The following is a 17,079-nucleotide window of genomic DNA, read 5'->3' as shown; positions in this document are numbered from 1 at the left end:
TCAATGAAAGGTAGATTAATGCGTATCTTTGTTGTTGAAAAAATGTGAATATGTTTGATAATATTGATAAAACAGATATAAATGAATTAGGTGAATTTGGTTTGATCAAACACCTGACACAAGCAGTAGAATTATCGCAAGAATCTACAAATACAGGTATTGGTGATGATGCTGCAGTACTAGATTTTTCTAGTTATAAAACCTTGATATCCACGGATTTATTACTTGAAAATATTCATTTTGATTTGCGCTATGTTCCGCTTAAACACTTGGGTTACAAGGCAGTACAAGTAAATCTTTCGGATATCTATGCCATGAATGGTATAGCTTCTCAAATTACTTTTTCTATTGGATTATCTTCTAAATTTCCATTAGAAGCTATCGAAGAAATATACGAAGGAGCTTTGATTGCTTGTAAAAAATACGGTGTGGATTTAGTTGGTGGTGATACGTCTGCTTCAGCACAAGGATTAGTTATTTCTGTTACAAGTATTGGCTACGTCAAAGAAGAGAAAGTTACCTATCGCTCGGGTGCTAAAGAAGGTGATTTATTGTGTGTTTCTGGTGATTTGGGTGGTGCTTATGTAGGCTTACAATTATTAGAAAGAGAGAAGAATATTTATTTAGAAAACCCTAATATTCAACCTGATCTAGAAGGAAAGGATTATATTGTAGAACGTCAATTGAAGCCAGATGCACGTAAGGATGTGGTAGAGTTATTGAGCTTTTTGGATATTAAACCTACTTCGATGATTGATGTTTCGGATGGTTTAGCTTCTGAAATTTTACATATTTGTAATGCTTCAAATGTAGGTTGTAAATTATACGAAGATAAAATTCCTTTAGATCCAATGACTTACGAAACTGCGCGAGAATTTGGATTAGATCCTACCGTGTGTGCATTGAGCGGTGGTGAAGATTATGAATTATTATTCACTATTCCGCAAGTAGATTACGATAAAATCAAGGGTCAGTTAGATATTTCAGTTATTGGTTATATCACAGAGGCTGCAGCTGGTAAGGAAATGATTTCAAAATCTGGTCATGTGCATGAAATTAAAGCACAAGGCTGGAATGCTTTTAAAAAGTAATATTATTTTTAATAATCAATGGTTAATTTTTTATGTTTATAGTCATGAAAAATTTAACCATTTTATTTGTTTCTATTCTTTTTCTGATAGCTTGTGAGAATAAAGAATCTCGTGTTTTTAAATTTACTCAACATGTAAATGATAAAGAAAATGAGATAAAAGATGAATTTTTGATTCAATCTAAAGCGTTCTATGTCAATAAGAATAAAATAAATTTAGATTTGATATTAAAATCAAAAGTAAATGATACAATTCCTATTGAAGATTTACCAAAAATAGAGAAAATTGTAAACCTCTTATTTGAAAAAAATCCTCAGGGAAAGGATATAATTGTTGGAGGAACAGAAGTGAATTTGAGATTGTATAATGCAGCTGGTGTCAAATTTTCTGAAATTCCACTAAAAGATTATAATCTAAACGATTTAGATTTGATAAAGTAATAATTTACAAAAAGGTCAGTGTAATTTACAATGACCTTTTTTGTATATTTAGGTGTACCAATTTATAAACGTATGTCGACACCTTTGTGGATTCCTTCTCGGGAGTATACTGAAACTTCTAATATATTTAAGTTCAAAAATTATATAGAGCAGCGTACGAATACTAAATTTTCTAATTATGAAGATTTTCATAATTGGTCTATTAATAATTTAGAAGATTTTTGGCAATCAATTTTAGATTTCTTTAAGGTATCTTATTTAGGAAATTATAGCAAAGTTTTAGATTGGAATACTGCTGAAAATTTCATTGGTGCGAAATGGTTTGAAGGAATAGAACTCTCCTATGCAGAACATATTTTCAAATCTTATAAAGAAAATGGTATTGCAGTAAAATTTCAATCTGAATACGAAGATTATCAAGAAGTTACTTGGAAAGAATTACAAGATAGAGTAAGTAAAATTCAACAATATTTAGTAGATAAGGGTATTCAAAGCGGAGATCGAATAGTTGGAGTATTGAATAACAGGGTGGAAACTATTGCTATTTTCTTAGCTGTGAATTCTTTGGGGGCTATTTGGTCCTGTTGTTCTCCTGATTTTGGGGATAAAGCTATAGTCGAAAGATTTGAACAAATAGAACCTAAATTACTTTTTATTGAAACGGAATATCAATACAACGATAAAAAGTTCTCGAAAAATGAGACTTTAGCTATGTTAGTAAGTAAGTTAATAACGTTGGAAGAGGTTGTTAATCTGAATAATAGTATGTGGAATACCATATTGGATAGATATGATCCAAAAGTGTTAGAATTTGTTCATGTAGCTTTTTCACATCCTATATGGATATTATATTCTTCGGGAACAACAGGTAAACCTAAAGCGATTACACACAGTACGGGTGGAAATTTATTAGAACATTATAAAGCATTAGCAATACATCAAAATGTACAAGCTGAGGAGAATTTCTTATGGTATTCTACTACAGGTTGGATGATGTGGAATTATGCTTTATCATCTTTATTATGTGGTGCTACTTTATGTCTATTTGATGGAATAATTAATCATAACAACCATCAGACTTTTTGGAAGTTTTTAAAACGTGCTCAAGTCCATCATTTAGGTGCTGGGGCAGTCTATTTTACTTCGATTGAACATTTAGAAATAAAAGATTTCCAGCCCAAAGTAATTGGTTCTACAGGCTCTCCACTCCCTATTTCTACTTTCGAAGCATTACAGCAAAAATTTCCTGATGTACACCTTATTTCGTTGAGCGGTGGAACGGATGTATGTTCCGCTTTTTTAATTGGAAATAGTTTATTACCTGTGTATGCAGGACAATTGCAATGTAAGGCTTTAGGAGCCGATATAGTCACGTATAATGAACAGGGCGAAGAAGTAATAAATGAAGTAGGTGAATTGATTATAAAGAAGCCGATGCCATCTATGCCTATTTACTTTTGGAATGACTGGAATAATGAAAAATATAAGGAAAGCTATTTTGAAAAATTTCCGAATGTATGGGCACATGGCGATTGGATAAAAATAATTTCGGGCGAAGGAATAATTATATATGGTCGTTCAGACTCAACGCTTAATCGTGCTGGTGTACGTATAGGTACCGCAGAAATTTATAGTGCAGTTAATGAATTGGAAGAAGTACAGGATTCTTTGGTTATTACGACAGATGAAAATGATGGTTCATCTAAAATGTTACTTTTTGTAAAACTGCTAGATGAATTGCATTTAAACGAAGAAATCCAATCCAAAATAAAAACTAACCTTAGAAAGCAATATAGCCCACGACATGTTCCAGATGCTATTTTTCAAGTCAGAGATATTCCTTACACTTTAAGCGGTAAAAAGTTAGAAATACCCGTGAAGAAGATTTTTTCAGATGTTTCATTAGAAAAGGCTGTTTCAAAAGATATTATGCGTAATCCAGAATGTTTGGAGGAATATGTTACTTTAAATAATTCATTGCTTGATTAAATCATATTTATAAATTGTTCTGGTATTATTAGACTTTATAGTCTTTTTTAAAATCAATTTTTTGTTGCTTGATGTAATCTTATATTCACCTGCTAAGATGAGTCCCCAATCAAATTCTGCAGTCCAAGGATTCTTATCATCAAATATTATTATATTATCTTTTAATACATAAGTTCCACTACCTCCAGCAGGAATCCTTGGATTATTATTACCTGTAGAATTATATGATTTATCACTATTTAATACGACTTCAATATCAGATGCTGTGTATATTTTACCATCATAATCAACACGAAAAGTACCTTTATAAACACCACTTTCTAATTCTTGGATTGTATTAGAATCTTTTTTACAAGCCGCAAAGACTAAGAGTGGAAATAAAAATATTACTAATCTATTCATAATTTAAAGTTTAATTATATAACGTAGCATAATATTAAATGCTACATATTTAAGTTTGTATCACACCAACATTATAACGAGGAATATCTGCATTATGATTAGCTGCTTCTATTCCCATTGAAATAATTTTTCGTGTGTCAACTGGGTCAATTACACCATCTACCCAAAGTCTAGATGCAGCATAATATGGACTTAATTGTTCCTTATATTTGTCTTCTATGTCTTTTAATAATGTTTGTTTTTCATCTTCAGTTAGACTCACACCTTTTGATTTTAATGTAGCTTCTTGAATTTGTAGTAATGTTTTTCCGGCAGAAGCACCACTCATAACGGCCATTTGGGCAGTAGGCCAAGCATAGATAAGTAGAGGATCATACGCTTTACCACACATTGCATAATTTCCTGCTCCATAACTATTTCCTACAATAAAAGTAAATTTAGGAACGACAGAATTTGCCATAGCATTCACCATTTTTGCTCCATCTTTGATAATTCCGCCTTGTTCTGACCGAGAACCGACCATGAATCCTGTGACATCTTGAAAAAATACCAAAGGAATTTTTTGCTGATTACAGTTCATAATAAATCGAGCTGATTTATCAGCTGAGTCGGAATAAATTACCCCGCCCATTTGCATTTCTTGCGTGCCACCAGGTTTCTTTGCTTTTACGATTTCGCGTTGGTTAGCAACGATTCCTACAGCCCAACCATCCACACGCGCCAAAGCACAAATCAATGTTTTTCCAAAATCTTTTTTGTATTCTTCCAAAGACCCTTCGTCTACGATTGCTTCTAAAATATGTAGCATATCATAGGGTTTAAGTCTATCTTCAGGAAGATTTGTATAAATGGAATCCGCCTTAAGTTTAGGAAGTTTTGCTTCAATACGAGAAAATCCTGCTTTTGGGCTATCTCCTATCTTGTCTACAATATTTTTGATGGCATCCAAACAACTTTCGTCATTAGGATATTTATTGTCGACTACGCCAGAAATTTCAGTATGTGTGATGGCTCCGCCTAAAGTTTCATTATCGATAATTTCGCCAATAGAAGATTTTACTAAATAGGAACCTGCTAAGAATACAGAACCTGTTCCCTCAACGATTAAAGCATAATCTGACATAATGGGGAGATAAGCACCTCCTGCTACGCAAGAACCCATAATAGCTGCTATTTGCGGAATTCCCATAGAAGACATTTTTGCATTATTTCTGAAAATACGTCCGAAATGCTCTTTGTCGGGAAAAATTTCATCTTGCATAGGCAAATACACACCTGCAGAATCAACTAAGTATATAATGGGTAAATGATTTTCCATAGCAATTTCCTGCGCGCGAAGATTCTTTTTACCGGATATGGGAAACCAAGCACCAGCTTTTACGGTAGCATCATTTGAAACAACTACACACAATTTATTTTTAACATAACCTAAAACCACTACTACACCAGCATTTGGACATCCTCCATGTTCCACATACATATTATCTCCCGCAAAAATTCCTATTTCAGTATAAGGTTTGTCCACATCAAGTAGATAAATAACTCTTTCCCAAGCAGTCATTTTACCTTTTTCTTTGTGTTTTTGAATTTTATCAATTCCACCTCCTAAATGTAACTTCTCCGTTTTGAGCTTCAAAAGATCTAATAGCTTTTGCATGGCGTTTTTGTTAAAATAAAAATTTATAGTTGGTATTTGTTTTTATTATTATAAATATGATAAAATATATTTTGTTTTTTACGATATTTATAATAATAAATTGTTTACGCAATATAAACTTAAGTAAAAATCACTATGTATAATAATTATGAGACAGAGCAATTAGCTTTGGTTCGGGAAAGTGCCCGTGAATTTGCAAAAAACTATATCAAACCACATGTGATGGATTGGGACGAAAACCAATATTTTCCTGTTGAATTATTTAGAAAAATGGGCGAATATGGATTTATGGGTATTTTGGTTCCCGAAGAATATGGTGGTGCAGGCCTTAGTTATCAAGAGTATATTACCATTTTGGATGAAATATCAAAGGTCTGTGGTTCTATAGGTCTTTCAGTGGCAGCTCATAATTCGTTATGTACAAATCATATTTTATCATTTGCCAATGATGCTCAAAAAGCGAAGTATTTACCAAAATTAGCTTCAGGCGCATGGATTGGTGCTTGGGGATTGACAGAAACTGGCTCTGGATCAGACGCTGGTGGAATGACTACTACAGCAATAAAAGATGGTGATTATTGGATTCTAAATGGATCAAAAACTTTTATAACACACGCCATAAGTGGAGATGTAGCTGTGGTCATAGCTCGTACAGGTGAAAAGGGAAATAATCACGGTATGTCTACATTTATTATAGAAAAAGGTACAGAAGGTTTTAGTTCTGGGAAAAAAATTGATAAATTAGGAATGCGAGCTTCTGAAACCGCTTTTTTGTTTTTCGATAATTGTCGGGTGCACAAAGATCAATTAATAGGTGAAGTTGGAAATGGCTTTGTTCAAGCGTTAAAATTATTAGATGGTGGACGGATTTCAATTGCAGCTCTTTCATTGGGTATAGCTAGAGGTGCTTATGAATGCGCCCTACAATATGCAAATGAGAGAGAGCAGTTTAACCAAAAAATATATGATTTTCAGGATGTATCCTTTACTATAGCGGATATGGCTACTAAAATCGAAGCATCAGAATTATTGATACGACGAGCCGGATATTTGAAAGACAATCATAAAAAAGTGACTAAGGAAGGTGCTATGGCAAAACTGTATGCTTCGGAAGTAGCTGTAGAAGTATCTAATCAGTCGGTACAGATCCATGGTGGATATGGATTTACGAAGGATTATCCAGCTGAAAAATTTTTTAGAGATGCAAAATTATGTACTATTGGGGAGGGTACGAGTGCAATACAAAAAATGGTCATTTCACGTGAGATAAAAAAAGATGTTTAACAACGCAGATATCAAAATTGTAGATTGTCCCCGCGATGCTATTCAAGGTATTCAAAATTTAATACCGCCCGAAAAAAAAATAGCACATATTAATAATTTAATAAGAAGTAATCTATTTGAATATATAGATTTTGGTTCTTTTGTTTCGCCAAAAGCGGTTCCACAAATGCAAGACACCGCTTTTGTTTTACAGGGATTGGAGAAGTTTAATAACACCAAATTGCTAGCCATTGTCGCTAATAATAGGGGGGCTGTAGTAGCTAGTAAATATCCGGAAATTGATTATCTGGGTTATCCATTTTCAATTTCTGAAATATTTCAAAAAAGAAATACAAATTCGTCAATATCGGATTCATATAATGCTGTAAAAGATATTTTAGACACAATATCTGTTCAAAATCAAGAATTGGTTGTTTATATTTCAATGGCTTTCGGCAATCCGTATGGGGATGCTTGGAATGAGGAATTGGTATTTGAATGGGTAGATAAATTGAAGCAACTTGGAATAAAAAGATTTTCAATTGCCGATACTACGAGTGAAGCAACACCTGCTTTAATAAAATCTCTTTTCAAAAAGTTGAATAAAGAATTTCCTAAATTAGATTTTAGTGCACATTTACATAGCCGTGCAGACGAAGCTTTACAAAAAATCAATGCAGCATATGAAGGAGGCTGTAAACGTTTTGAAGGGGCAATATTAGGCTATGGTGGATGCCCTTTTGCACAAGATGATTTGGTTGGTAATATCTCAACAGAATTACTTTTAGATAGATTTGAAAAATCATCAACTATAGATATTAATAAATTAAAAATCAGCTTTTACGATATGATAAGCTAATATTAGCTATGTACAAATTCATTAAGGTAGAGAAAATAGAACATCAATTTATTCTGACTTTGGCACGACCAGAGAAAAGAAATGCTTTCACTCCAACAATGGTGAATGAGATTCATCATGCGTTTGAGGAAGCTAATGATGATGATAAAATAAAGCTAGTCATTATCAAAGCTGAAGGACCTATTTTTTGTGCAGGAATGGATCTCAAAACTTTTGAAAATCCTGAATTAGACGTTAAAAATCCTGCTATTCAAAATGAGAATATTTCTTTGGGTGAGGTTTTTGACCAATTATTAAAGCCTTCCATAGCATTAGTTGAAGGCAATGTAATCGCTGGAGGTTTTCTTATTATTTTAGGTTGTACTTATGTTTTTTGTAATCAAAATGTACAATTCAAATTACCAGAATTAGAAATTGGTTTGTTTCCTTTTCAAGTGATGGCTAGTTTATTGAAAGTAATGCCAGAAAAAAAAGCATTACAACTGTGCTTGGAGACGAATTATTTTGATGCAATAAAAGCGGAAGAAAATGGAATAGTAGATGGCTTTATTGATGAAAATGATTTGAATCAGCTAATAAATTCATACGATAATAAATCAACAAAGGCTATAAAAAGCGGTATAGAATCCCTCCGATATTTACCGTCTATTCCGGATCAAAATAGATATCAATATTTGAAAAATATGCTAGAAAAGCTGAAAGAAAATAACTAATCTTCTTCTATTGTAGGCTCTAGACTATTTGGATCTTTTGTTCCTACTTCAAAATTATTATAACCTAATCCAACTTCGATTTCTAACAATTTTTGTTGCAGCATTTCTAAAATTGCTAAGAAATTAAAGACAAATTGTACTCTATTTTCGGAGTTTTTTAGGATCATCTGAAAATCTAGTTTTTTATTCAGATCTAAAAGTGCGGTAATAGCATCCTTTTGTTTTTCGATGGAATATGGAAATTTTACAACAGTATGTGTTACAGGAACGACACGATGTGTAAAATGATACATCATTTTCTCGTAGACCATCATCAATTTGTATAAATCAAAAGAAGATAATTCTTCTTCAGTGATTTGACGTTTGGTGTTTTTTAAATCGAAAGTAACATTAGCACGGTGATGTAATTTTTCCCTTTCGGCTTCTAAAATTTTAAAATCTTCACAAATATCTTTGAATTGTTTGTAGAGGATAAGTTTTTGAACAAATTGTTCTTTTAGATCGACTTCGTTTTCATTTTCGTCTAAATCTGGTCGAGGAAGCAACATTTTAGCCTTAATACGCATCAAAGTGGATGCTACGAAAATAAATTCGGAAGCTAATTCAATATTTAGGGAATGCATCTTTTGAATATAATCCAAGAAATCATCCGTAATCTTGGAGATAGGGATATCATGGATATTAAGCTCATCACGTTCGATAAAAAACAATAATAAGTCAAAAGGTCCCTCGAATTGATCGAGCTTTATTTCGTAATTTGTTGCTTCCATATATTGAATCAAAAATACGCATTTACGAATTAATATTTATTTTTAAACTTGAATAGTAAAACTTTGGTAACAGTTTTTTGTATATATATACATCGGTTAAAAGAATAAATTTGTTACTTTGTAACTTGTTTTGAAACTAATTTAAGGTATGCAAATAGAAGCAGGGGCACTTTTGAAGAACATTCTATATCCATCGGATTTGAGAAAGCTTAAAGATTCGGATTTGGAAGAGGTTTGTAAAGAGCTTAGACAATTTATTATTGATATAGTTTCTGTCAATGGAGGTCATTTTGCCGCGAGTTTAGGCGTTGTAGAGTTGACAGTAGCTCTTCATTATGCGTTGAATACGCCATATGATCAAATTGTGTTTGATGTGGGTCACCAGGCTTATGGACACAAAATACTTACAGGTCGTCGAGAACAATTCCATACAAATAGAATATTGGGCGGTATTTCAGGTTTTCCTAAGCGTGAAGAAAGCGAATATGATGCTTTTGGTGTAGGTCACTCTTCGACTTCCATCTCTGCAGCGTTGGGTATGGCGGTTGCTTCTGCTTACAAAGGGGAAACAGACCGACAACACGTCGCTATTATTGGAGATGGCGCATTAACAGGAGGTATGGCTTTTGAGGCCTTGAATCACGCGGGTATTGAGAAATCTAATTTATTAGTTATTCTGAATGATAACTGCATGTCTATCGATCCGAATGTAGGCGCATTGAAGGAATATCTGACTAGTATTACTACATCTAAAAGCTACAATAAATTTAGAGATGAATTAATCTCAATCTTAGCAAAGATTTCTAAAAATGGTCCAGATGCCTATGGGTGGGCCAAGAAAATAGAGCAAAGTATCAAAGGTACACTCCTAAAAAATGCTAACCTTTTCGAATCGTTGAACTTTAGGTACTTCGGTCCAGTAGATGGTCATGATGTGACTAAATTGGCGAAAACAATAGAAGATTTAAAAAATATAAATGGACCTAAACTTTTACATGTAGTGACAGTAAAAGGAAAAGGTTATTCTCTTGCAGAAAAGGATCAGACGAAATGGCATGCACCGGGCTTGTTTGATAAGATAACAGGTGAAATAAAGAAAACTACTCACGATAAGCCTCAGCCACTAAAGTACCAAGATGTTTTTGGACATACATTGGTTGAATTAGCTGAAGCAAATGATAAAATCATGGGTATAACACCAGCTATGCCAAGCGGATCATCCATGAATATTATGATGAATGCAATGCCTAACAGAGCTTTTGATGTCGGTATTGCAGAGCAGCACGCAGTAACATTTAGTGCTGGCTTAGCGACTCAAGGATTGGTACCTTTTTGTAACATCTATTCTTCTTTTATGCAGCGTGCTTATGATCAGGTTATTCATGACGTAGCATTACAAAAGCTTAATGTTGTATTTTGTTTAGATCGAGCAGGGCTCGTGGGGGCTGATGGCCCGACACATCATGGTGCTTATGATATTTCATTTATGCGCTGTGTTCCAAATTTGATAATTGGGGCACCGATGAATGAAGAAGAACTTCGTAATATGATGTATACAGCTCAATTGGACAATATTGGTCCTTTTGTTATTCGTTATCCTCGTGGAAATGGTGTGATGCCAGATTGGAAAAGACCATTCAAAGCATTACCAATTGGAAAGGGAAGAAAACTTATAGATGGAGAAGAAGTGGCTATTCTTACATTTGGACATGTAGGAAATGAAGCTGCAAAAGCTATAATAGATTTAAATGCTGAGGGGATATACCCTTCACATTATGATATTCGTTTTGTTAAACCATTAGACGAAGAGTTGTTGCATGAAGTTTTCCAAAAGTTCAATAAGGTAATAACAGTTGAAGATGGTGTATTACCTGGAGGATTTGGATCAGCTATATTAGAATTTATGTCTAATCATAATTATCAAGCACAGGTTATCAGATTAGGAATTCCTGATGAAATCGTAGAGCATGGAGAACAAAAGGAACTTTGGCGGTTGTGTAATTATGATGCTGAAGCTATTGTCAACGAATGCAAAAAATTGAGCAAAACCCAACCGACACAGTTTCAAGTAGGTTAGAACAAGAAGTACAAAAAAATATTTAAAGAGCCATAAATTTTATGGCTCTTTTTCTTTTATTTTTATCAAAAATTTTATTTAATTTAGTTGTAGAAAGTTTTCCACAAACTAATTATTAAACCGTAAAAATTGTTTTGAATAATGATGTTTTTTATCGATGTTTTGGACATGTGGAAAAATTTCAATTGACAATAAAACATCGACCTAGAAGTGTTTTTTTTAACCTAAATTATTGACTATTAGTGAATTGTATTTTTTTTGATCTTTCGCTTTTTTAGGTCGGAAATTTTTGTCATCTTCGTTGAAAGGGAAAGTTATAAACAATTTTTTTATCAATAATTGGTTATCAAGTTATTAACAATTTAAGAATGGAAAAAACGTATACAAGTGTTTGGAATAATTGTCTTCAAGTGATTAAAGACAACATTCCTGCGCAAAGTTATAAGACATGGTTCGAACCGGTGAATGCGGTTCGTTTGGAGGAAAACGTTTTGACTATTCAAGTTCCTAGTTTATTCTTTTACGAGTGGTTGGAAGAGCATTACGTAGGTATCTTACGTAAGACGGTAAAGAAATTCTTAGGTGAACAAGGAAGATTAGAGTATAATATTGTAGTAGAGAAATCGTCTGCAAATACGCCTTATACGACTAACCTTCCATCCAATGGTAATGGTGCCGAAGGTAAAAGACAATCTATACCTGTCCCTGTAGCATTAAATAAAAACATAAAGAACCCTTTTGTCATTCCAGGGCTTAAAAAATTGCAAGTAGACCCACAATTGAATCAAAATTATACGTTTGAGAATTTTGTAGAGGGTGAGTGTAATAGATTAGCACGTTCTGCTGGTTATGCTGTTGCAAATAAGCCTGGAGGAACATCTTTTAACCCATTAATGCTATATGGTGATGTAGGTTTAGGTAAGACACACTTGGCGCAAGCTATTGGAAATGAAATCAAGAAAAATTTACCAGACAAGTTGGTGATTTATGTTTCTTGTGAAAAATTCTGTCAACAGTTTGTAGATTCATTGAAAAACAATACAATCAATGATTTTGTAAACTTCTATCAAGCAATGGATGTTATCATCATGGATGATGTACATAATTTCGCGGGTAAAGAGAAGACACAAGATATTTTTTTCCATATCTTCAACCATTTACATCAGTCGGGAAAACAGATTATCTTAACCTCTGACAAAGCTCCTAAGGATTTGTCTGGATTAGAAGAGCGATTATTAAGTCGTTTCAAATGGGGATTATCTGCTGATATCCAAATTCCAGATTTGGAGACGAGAATGGCGATTTTGAAAAAGAAAATGTATTCTGATGGTATTGAGTTGCCAGAAACGGTGGTAGAATATGTAGCTACACAGATTGATAATAGCGTGCGTGAATTGGAGGGAGCTATGGTTTCTTTGTTGGCTCAATCTACACTAAACAAAAAAGAAATAGACTTGAATTTAGCAAAGTCTATGCTGAAGAACTTTGTGAAGAATACACATAAGGAAATCTCGATGGAGTACATCCAGAAATTGGTTTGTGAGTATTTCGAAGTTCCAGTAGAAATGGTTAAATCGAAAGTACGTAAGCGTGAAATTGTACAGGCTCGTCAAATTTCGATGTACCTAGCTAAAAACCATACGAAATCATCTTTAAAGTCTATCGGTAATTTCTTCGGAGGAAGAGATCACTCGACAGTTATTTATGCTTGTCAGACTGTTGAAGATTTGATTGAAACGGACAAAAAGTTCAAAACTTATGTTCAAGACATTCAAAAGAAATTGAAGACTTCTTAGAAAGATATCTAGTAACAAGAAAAAGGCGGAAATTATTCCGCCTTTTTTGGTAATTAATGAAATTATTAGTTTTTGGTTTGCATATAAAATATACAGGAACTTCTAATTGTTGTTATTTTCTTCTTCCTTTTGCTCACCTTGCTCTTCTTCTTTTTTAGCATGTTTTTCTTCTAGGTATTTAGCAAAAGCTATTTTTTGATCATCGTTTAGTTGCTCAGATATTTTTTGAAGAGCTGTAACTTTGGCAACTTCTATTTGTTGTTTGGCTACTTCAGGAGCTAATGATGTATCAGCTTGAATTGCTTGTGTTGCAGTAATTTTCTCTAAAACAACTGTTAATATTGCTGATTGTTGATCTTCGTTGAGTGTCAAGACCTGCGTTAATTCATCTACTTTTTGTTTTGCTTTGGTTTCTGGATTAATGTCTTGTGCAAAAGTTAATGTAATTGCGAATAAAAAGCTCAGACCTGTTAAAATTAATTTTTTCATAGCATTTAAAATTTGTGTGTAATACTCTATTTATTTAATACACTACTATAACAGTCAAATGTTATGATTTATTGTATTTTTGTATCTAGTTTGTTACAATTTAACAAGTTTTAACAAAAAAGGGCTTATTTCTATTGAAATAAGCCCCCTTAACATATATGAACTACAAAAATTAGTTGGTTGGACGTTGACCTCTTTGTCCGCCTGCACCGAAACCTCTTTGTTTTGCTAATTCGTCATATTTTTTACTTTGCTCTTCATTTAAAAAAGTCTTTACTTTTAAGCTCTGTTTTTCACGCAAAGCTTGCATACTTTTCATTGCTGCTTCGCGGTTATCTCCTGCTTCTCTAAAGATTTTTTGCTGCTCTTTGGAAGTAGATAGAATATATTTTTGAATTGAGTCTTGTTGCGTCTGAGACAAGTTTAATTCTTTAGTTAAACGTTCCATCTGCATTTTTGCCATTTCTTCTGGAGTTCTTTGTGGTCTATTGCCACCTTGTTGTGCATTAGCAAGCCCCAAGCTTAGTACTAATGCTAAAATTGAAATTAGACTTTTCATAAGTTTTAAATGATATTAAGTTTATAATAGCATTTAGACTTATTTATTTAAATAAAGTTTAATGGCCTTGGTGAGAAGAAAGGTAATTTTCAATAAAATGATCAAAAGTTACCTGTTGATTGTCTGCAGATTGCAAATGAATAGGCATATAATATACAGGATAAGAAATAAAAACATCTGCAGGAATACGTTGAGTATCTTTTTCTGTAGTAAGAATGAGTTTGTTTGTATTATCAATGCTATTGAATTTGTTCTTTATTTTTTCAAAATCATCTTGTGAGAAATTGTGGTGATCTGGAAATTTTAATAAATGAACAGTGTTATTATACTTTTCTAAATACTCTACCAGAGGAGTGGGGTTGGCTATTCCACAGAATAGGAGAATTTCCTTGTTTTCTAATTTATTCTCCTCGATAGATCCACTCAGACTTTTAGGATTTTCATAACCGATTTTTGTATAAAATATTGGGGCAATATTATATTTACGGATGATGTGTTCTATATGGTGTTTTTCTTTATCATTGATATTTTCAGGACACTTAGTAATAATAATAAGATCTGCTCGCTTTGTAGATGAAAAAATATCTCTAAAATCACCTGTCGGCAAAGTGAGGATAGGTTTGAAAAGAGAGTTAAAGTCAAATAATAATATTGCGTATCCTGGCCTCAATTTTCTATGTTGAAATGCATCATCTAGAATGATAATATCATGATTATTTTGAAGCTGTTTAATACCTTCACAGCGATCCTCGTCTACAGCAACAGTAATGTTTGGAAATTTATTTTTGAATTGGAGAGGCTCGTCTCCTACCTCAAGTGCTTTTGAATTTACATTTACAAGTCTGTATCCTTTAGTTTTACGACCATATCCCCTACTAAGGGTAGCTATAGAATATTTATCTTGTAACAACTTAATAAGATATTCTGTCATTGGGCTTTTTCCAGTTCCTCCAATGGCAAGGTTCCCGATAACTATAGTTGGGATTTTAAAAGATTGACTTTTGAAAATTCCTTTATCGTACAATAAATTTCTTAGCCATATGATGCTGTGGTATACCACAGTAATAGGAAAAAGGATCCATCGCAGAATTGTTATCATTTTTTTAGCAATTTGATGCCCACATCAGAAATTTCTGTTAAGGGATTCACACGCATATTTTGTTCAATGGAAAAAGTATAGGTTCCTGTATCTGGAAAAGTAAAATTTTCTTTAGCTAGATATTGTGTTTCATATAATGAACCGGATGATTTACCTGTCCATTTTCCATCTAGTTCTGCTAATTTAATTTCTTTGCGATAAGCTGTGTCTAATAAACCTTTTCCTTTTTCGTGTAGTAGAATAAATAAATTAGAGAAATCATATTGATTCGTATGTCTCACACTTATAAGGACATCGTATTTGGCTTTATTGTCTTTTATCTTTACCGAGAATGTAGGGATCTGAGCGTAATCCCAAGATCGATTAGCGATAACCTTGTTTTCTTCAAATGAAGAGTTATCCATACACGATCCTAGGGAGAAGAGAAGGAATATAAATGCTAAGAACCTATTCATATTGAAAAATATGGGTGGTGAAATTATTCACCACCATTTTGTTGTTTATTAGCGTTTGGTTTATTTCTATTGCGGTTATTATTATTGAACCTACGCTTTTTCTTCTGATCGTTCTCTTTTGGAGTGTTGTCACCACCATTATTTTCACCTTCTAATCCTTTTTGGATGGTCAAAGGTTGATTTTGAGGTTTTTGAACCCTTTCCGTTTGGTTTGACGGAATTCTTTCCGATTCAGTTTTATTCGCTGTATTTACTTGTTTAGCCTTAGGTTTTTTCTTTTTGCGCTTTTTATTTTTTTCATCCAATCGTGTTAAGCTATCCTGACCTACAACATTTTCATAATCTAATATTACGGGCTTCGCAACCTCTACTTTTTCTGTTGGTTGACCTAGAGATTCAGGTTTCTCACCTTTTTTGTTCAGTTCAGCAAGCTCTTTAACTTTACTAATCGGTAAAGGAATCCAGCTTTCTGCACCAGGGAATGAGAACCACATCGTCTTCTTGAATATATCCGTTTTTTGAAGATAGGCTACCCCACTGCGAGTTTCGATACGATCTACATCATTTGGAATATCTTTCAAAGCATCCATATAGCTGTCTAGTTCGTAATTTAAACAGCACTTCAGCTTACCACATTGGCCGGCCAATTTTAGTGTATTTAACGAAAGGTTTTGATAACGAGCTGCAGAAGTAGATACTGTTTTGAAATCCGTCAACCATGTTGAACAACATAACTCACGACCACAAGAACCAATACCACCTAGACGGCTGGCTTCCTGGCGCATACCAATTTGACGCATTTCGATACGAATACGGAACGATTCTGCCATTTTTTTGATTAACTCTCGAAAATCAACACGACCTTCTGCTGTGTAATAAAAAGTGGCTTTTGTCTTATCGCCCTGATAATCTACATCAGAAATTTTCATTGAAAGACCTAGGTCTAAGGCTAATTTTCGAGCCTTGTGCATCGTCTCCCATTCTAATTCTTTGGCAGCATTAAATTTTGCAACATCAGCTTCATTCGCTTTTCGGTAGATTTTCTTTTCTACAGTTTCAGGATTCACATTGTTTTTCTTCAGCTGAAGACGAACTAACTCCCCTGTCAACGATACGTGTCCAATGTCATAGCCTCCAGTAGAAGGCTCTACAGCGACCATTTCACCCATTTCAAGGTAAAGATTGTCCGTATTAACAAAGAAATCTTTGCGAGATCCTTTGAAACGTACTTCTACAACATTGAACGGTTTATAATTTGATGGCAAATCCATATCGGAAAGCCAGTCATACACATCTAATTTATTACATCCGCTGGTCATGCAGGTACCGTTGTTATTACAGCCTGCAGGTACTGTGCCTAATTTGCTACTTGTACCACACCCACCACCGGATGAGCAACTGCCACATCCCATATTTTTCT

16 protein-coding genes are annotated in these 17,079 nt (G+C 33.6%); 8 read left to right on the top strand and 8 right to left on the bottom strand.

Going from position 1 to position 17,079, the window contains the following annotated elements:
- Positions 1 to 50 precede the first annotated feature (50 nt).
- Genes thiL through IPZ78_RS09595 form a run of 3 tightly spaced genes read left to right on the top strand, consistent with a single transcriptional unit; the run spans position 51 to position 3,520 of the window.
- Positions 51 to 1,091: a thiamine-phosphate kinase gene (thiL, locus tag IPZ78_RS09605; protein ID WP_225553089.1), complete on the top strand. Its 1,041-nt coding sequence runs from the start codon at positions 51 to 53 to the stop codon at positions 1,089 to 1,091.
- A 44-nt stretch (positions 1,092 to 1,135) separates the two neighbouring features.
- Positions 1,136 to 1,531, top strand: coding sequence for a hypothetical protein (locus IPZ78_RS09600; protein WP_225553087.1), 396 nt, complete (start codon positions 1,136 to 1,138; stop codon positions 1,529 to 1,531).
- A 30-nt stretch (positions 1,532 to 1,561) separates the two neighbouring features.
- Complete coding sequence (locus IPZ78_RS09595; RefSeq protein ID WP_225553084.1) at positions 1,562 to 3,520, top strand: acetoacetate--CoA ligase; 1,959 nt, start codon at positions 1,562 to 1,564, stop codon at positions 3,518 to 3,520.
- Here the strand turns inward: IPZ78_RS09595 and IPZ78_RS09590 are convergent.
- Together IPZ78_RS09590 and IPZ78_RS09585 are read right to left on the bottom strand one after the other, a co-directional pair.
- Positions 3,506 to 3,922, bottom strand: a complete 417-nt coding sequence (locus IPZ78_RS09590; RefSeq protein ID WP_225553082.1) for a hypothetical protein — start codon at positions 3,920 to 3,922, stop codon at positions 3,506 to 3,508. The genes IPZ78_RS09595 and IPZ78_RS09590 overlap by 15 nt on opposite strands.
- A gap of 49 nt (positions 3,923 to 3,971) precedes the next feature.
- Positions 3,972 to 5,579: an acyl-CoA carboxylase subunit beta gene (locus IPZ78_RS09585; protein ID WP_225553080.1), complete on the bottom strand. Its 1,608-nt coding sequence runs from the start codon at positions 5,577 to 5,579 to the stop codon at positions 3,972 to 3,974.
- Between the two features lie 135 nt (positions 5,580 to 5,714).
- On the opposite strand from IPZ78_RS09585, the gene IPZ78_RS09580 reads away from it, so the two are divergent.
- Genes IPZ78_RS09580 through IPZ78_RS09570 form a run of 3 tightly spaced genes read left to right on the top strand, consistent with a single transcriptional unit; the run spans position 5,715 to position 8,414 of the window.
- Complete coding sequence (locus IPZ78_RS09580) at positions 5,715 to 6,863, top strand: acyl-CoA dehydrogenase family protein (RefSeq protein WP_225553078.1); 1,149 nt, start codon at positions 5,715 to 5,717, stop codon at positions 6,861 to 6,863.
- Positions 6,856 to 7,701, top strand: coding sequence for a beta/alpha barrel domain-containing protein (locus IPZ78_RS09575; RefSeq protein ID WP_225553076.1), 846 nt, complete (start codon positions 6,856 to 6,858; stop codon positions 7,699 to 7,701). The genes IPZ78_RS09580 and IPZ78_RS09575 overlap by 8 nt, the downstream gene beginning before the upstream one ends.
- Before the next feature lie 8 nt (positions 7,702 to 7,709).
- Positions 7,710 to 8,414 (top strand): enoyl-CoA hydratase/isomerase family protein, encoded by a 705-nt coding sequence (locus IPZ78_RS09570; RefSeq protein ID WP_225553074.1) that lies wholly within the window; start codon positions 7,710 to 7,712, stop codon positions 8,412 to 8,414.
- On the opposite strand, the gene IPZ78_RS09565 is transcribed toward IPZ78_RS09570, so the two are convergent.
- Positions 8,411 to 9,184, bottom strand: a complete 774-nt coding sequence (locus IPZ78_RS09565) for a segregation and condensation protein A (RefSeq protein ID WP_225553073.1) — start codon at positions 9,182 to 9,184, stop codon at positions 8,411 to 8,413. The genes IPZ78_RS09570 and IPZ78_RS09565 overlap by 4 nt on opposite strands.
- Positions 9,185 to 9,332: 148 nt before the next feature.
- Between IPZ78_RS09565 and dxs the strand changes: the two genes are divergently transcribed.
- Both dxs and dnaA read left to right on the top strand, forming a co-directional pair.
- Positions 9,333 to 11,261: a 1-deoxy-D-xylulose-5-phosphate synthase gene (gene dxs, locus IPZ78_RS09560; protein ID WP_225553071.1), complete on the top strand. Its 1,929-nt coding sequence runs from the start codon at positions 9,333 to 9,335 to the stop codon at positions 11,259 to 11,261.
- Between the two features lie 368 nt (positions 11,262 to 11,629).
- Entirely contained in the window at positions 11,630 to 13,057 is a 1,428-nt protein-coding gene (gene dnaA / locus IPZ78_RS09555; protein ID WP_225553070.1) for a chromosomal replication initiator protein DnaA, read from the top strand.
- Between the two features lie 102 nt (positions 13,058 to 13,159).
- Here dnaA and IPZ78_RS09550 read toward each other — a convergent pair whose 3' ends face one another.
- From IPZ78_RS09550 to IPZ78_RS09530, 5 genes are all read right to left on the bottom strand, one after another.
- Positions 13,160 to 13,546, bottom strand: a complete 387-nt coding sequence (locus IPZ78_RS09550; RefSeq protein ID WP_225553068.1) for a hypothetical protein — start codon at positions 13,544 to 13,546, stop codon at positions 13,160 to 13,162.
- 172 nt (positions 13,547 to 13,718) lie between these two features.
- Positions 13,719 to 14,105, bottom strand: a complete 387-nt coding sequence (locus tag IPZ78_RS09545; RefSeq protein WP_225553065.1) for a hypothetical protein — start codon at positions 14,103 to 14,105, stop codon at positions 13,719 to 13,721.
- A 58-nt stretch (positions 14,106 to 14,163) separates the two neighbouring features.
- Positions 14,164 to 15,204: a tetraacyldisaccharide 4'-kinase gene (gene lpxK, locus IPZ78_RS09540; protein ID WP_225553063.1), complete on the bottom strand. Its 1,041-nt coding sequence runs from the start codon at positions 15,202 to 15,204 to the stop codon at positions 14,164 to 14,166.
- Positions 15,201 to 15,659, bottom strand: a complete 459-nt coding sequence (locus IPZ78_RS09535; RefSeq protein ID WP_225553061.1) for a gliding motility lipoprotein GldH — start codon at positions 15,657 to 15,659, stop codon at positions 15,201 to 15,203. The genes lpxK and IPZ78_RS09535 overlap by 4 nt, the downstream gene beginning before the upstream one ends.
- A gap of 23 nt (positions 15,660 to 15,682) precedes the next feature.
- A complete protein-coding gene (locus IPZ78_RS09530) occupies positions 15,683 to 17,071 on the bottom strand; it encodes a PSP1 domain-containing protein (protein ID WP_225553059.1) in 1,389 nt (462 codons plus the stop codon).
- Positions 17,072 to 17,079 lie beyond the last annotated feature (8 nt).

The organism is Sphingobacterium bovistauri (genome assembly GCF_020295405.1).
Taxonomy (GTDB): domain Bacteria; phylum Bacteroidota; class Bacteroidia; order Sphingobacteriales; family Sphingobacteriaceae; genus Sphingobacterium; species Sphingobacterium bovistauri.
This window is presented reverse-complemented; position numbering and strand designations above follow the sequence as displayed.